General features: G+C 62.4%; 4 protein-coding genes. 2 read left to right on the forward strand and 2 right to left on the reverse strand.

All coding sequences use genetic code 11. The features are described 5' to 3' along the window. Window positions 1–429: 429 nt before the first annotated feature. Both AC01FP_RS17205 and AC01FP_RS17210 read left to right on the forward strand, forming a co-directional pair. Entirely contained in the window at window positions 430–573 is a 144-nt protein-coding gene (locus AC01FP_RS17205; protein WP_255015903.1) for a chlorophyll a/b-binding protein, read from the forward strand. 244 nt (window positions 574–817) lie between these two features. Continuing rightward, window positions 818–1,054 carry a chlorophyll a/b-binding protein gene (locus AC01FP_RS17210; RefSeq protein ID WP_254997447.1) on the forward strand — a complete coding sequence of 79 codons (237 nt, stop codon included), beginning with the start codon at window positions 818–820 and terminating at the stop codon, window positions 1,052–1,054. A gap of 92 nt (window positions 1,055–1,146) precedes the next feature. Here the strand turns inward: AC01FP_RS17210 and AC01FP_RS17215 are convergent, their stop codons facing one another. Both AC01FP_RS17215 and AC01FP_RS17220 read right to left on the reverse strand, forming a co-directional pair. After that, window positions 1,147–1,569 carry an NUDIX hydrolase gene (locus tag AC01FP_RS17215; RefSeq protein ID WP_474481925.1) on the reverse strand — a complete coding sequence of 141 codons (423 nt, stop codon included), beginning with the start codon at window positions 1,567–1,569 and terminating at the stop codon, window positions 1,147–1,149. Between the two features lie 9 nt (window positions 1,570–1,578). Further along, window positions 1,579–1,821, reverse strand: coding sequence for a hypothetical protein (locus tag AC01FP_RS17220; RefSeq protein WP_474481927.1), 243 nt, complete (start codon window positions 1,819–1,821; stop codon window positions 1,579–1,581). Window positions 1,822–1,980: the final 159 nt, after the last annotated feature.

Below are 1,980 nucleotides of genomic sequence, written 5' to 3' on the forward strand. Positions count from 1 at the left end.
TGGAGGTGACCCAGTCGCAAAACTGGTTCCACGCAGAAGCGCCTTGGCGCTGCTGAATAGTGGTTGTCATGAGAACGTTCGGGGAAGGGCTTGCCTAACTGCAGCCGTGAGGCTTTGCAGGAAAGCAGTAAGTAGATGCGGGGCGGGAATCGCTCGCTCATCTGAACGTAACACCTATTCACACTTGCTTGCCAGCTCAAGGTGCAATTGGCCAGCAGCAGAGCTGATGGCACCGATAAGCCCAACTGATACGGATCAACCTGTCGGCTTCGGGGCCCTCACTCCGGCGGTCATCGCAGTGAAGGCCTTCCGCCAGGCCGATTGACTGGAAAGAGAAGGGCTGCCGCCCATGGATTCGCAGCCCTCAGCCGCGACAGCGCCCAAACCGGTCACATTGCGTTACAGTTCACGTAACAAACCGCAACAGTTATGACTGAGCCCACGCCCCGCTTCGGTTTCGTTGCCTTCGCCGAGACCTGGAATGGCCGTCTGGCCATGCTCGGCTTCGTTATCGGCCTTGGCACCGAACTGCTCACCGGCCAGAGCATCCTCGGCCAACTCGGTCTCGGTTGATCGCCATGAGCACCGATTACACCGCCGCCATCACCGCCGTAGTCGCCCTCGTGTTGGTGCTGAGTGGCATGACCACCTACGTGCTCAGCCGCCCAAGCGACCTGGCCCCGAGGACTCGATGATCGCCACCTTCACCGTGCTTCTCTTTGGCGCCTGGCTGATCAGAGCCCTAGTGCTGCAACCCAACATCGCCGATTGATACCAGCGAGCTTCCGCATCGATTAACACCACCCAGGAGACCTCCATGACCAACACTCCCGCCAACGAACAGCTGCTCAACAACAGCCCCGAACAGCTGACCCTCGTGGCGCAGCTCAAGCGAGCTGAACTGTTTAACGGCCGTGCCGCCATGCTCGGCATCGTCATCGGCATCGTGGTGGAAGGCCTCACGGGCTTTGGTATCGCCCACCAAATTGGCCTCGGCGCTCTAGTTGATGGTTATGCCGCCTGCCGCACCCAGTTCCTGCCGTTCTGTTTCTGAGCCTTCTTCAAAAGCTTCGCCCGACCCCCTCGAGAAGGCACCACGGCTAAGCAGGAAAGTGCCCGGGGCCAACGCTCCGGGCTTTGTTGTGTTCACCCCGGCCTCGTGAGCACGTGCTGCATCACCTCCAGCAGTCCATCGGCGAGGGGGCGATGGGCGGCGAGCTTGGTGCTCCAGATCGATCCCGACAGGAGTTCCTCCAGGTTCACCAGGCCCAGGTCCTGGCCCTCCAGCAGCTGCAGCTGCTCCAGCGGTACCGGCAGCTCACCTCGGAACACATGGGCCGTGCGCCGGTGGATGTGATGCACCATCACCAGCTCAAGGTCTGGAGGCTGCCAGCTGATTTCCTCCAGCAACTCACGCCGCAGCACCTGCTCCGGCGTTTCGCCCGGATCGAGGTGCCCGCCAAAGAGTCCCCAGCAGCCGGGAGCGACGATCGTGGGGATCTCGTCGCGGAGCTGCATCAGCCAGCGGCCATCCCGCTGCAGCATGGCCAAGGCAACTTCAACGGCCATGGCGCGGGCTCAGGCTGCTGCCGGCCGGCGCCACTGCGTGGCGTAGACCGCTGCTCCACCAGCCGCCAGCACCAGGCCACCGCTGATGGCCAGGAACACCAGGGTCTGGAGCAGCAATAGGAAAATCCCAATGGCCGAACCTGCCACGATCTGCACCCTGGCTTTGATCAGCAGGGTGAGCAGCAGCAGCACCGTGGCCTTGAGGGCCAGGATCTTGGCCGTGCTGAACGGACAGAAGGGGTTCAAGGGCATGGCCATTGCTGCGATTCGCCCATGTTGACGGTGATCGCGCCGCTGCTGAGGGGCCGCACTCAGAGCGCCGCCAGCGCCCCGTCCAAGCCGTTCACCACCGCGCAGAAGAAGTGCAGATCCAAGGTGTCGATCGTGTCGCTCATCTGGTGGTAGTGCGGG

It is taken from the genome of Cyanobium sp. NIVA-CYA 375, assembly GCF_056108345.1.

What these genes read in the sequence shown, in the direction of transcription:
- AC01FP_RS17205 (WP_255015903.1), top strand. Translation starts at nt 430, where the DNA reads ATGACTGAGCCCACGCCCCGCTTCGGTTTCGTTGCCTTCGCCGAGACC.
- AC01FP_RS17210 (WP_254997447.1), top strand. Translation starts at nt 818, where the DNA reads ATGACCAACACTCCCGCCAACGAACAGCTGCTCAACAACAGCCCCGAA.
- AC01FP_RS17215 (WP_474481925.1), bottom strand. Translation starts at nt 1,569, where the DNA reads ATGGCCGTTGAAGTTGCCTTGGCCATGCTGCAGCGGGATGGCCGCTGG.
- AC01FP_RS17220 (WP_474481927.1), bottom strand. Translation starts at nt 1,821, where the DNA reads ATGCCCTTGAACCCCTTCTGTCCGTTCAGCACGGCCAAGATCCTGGCC.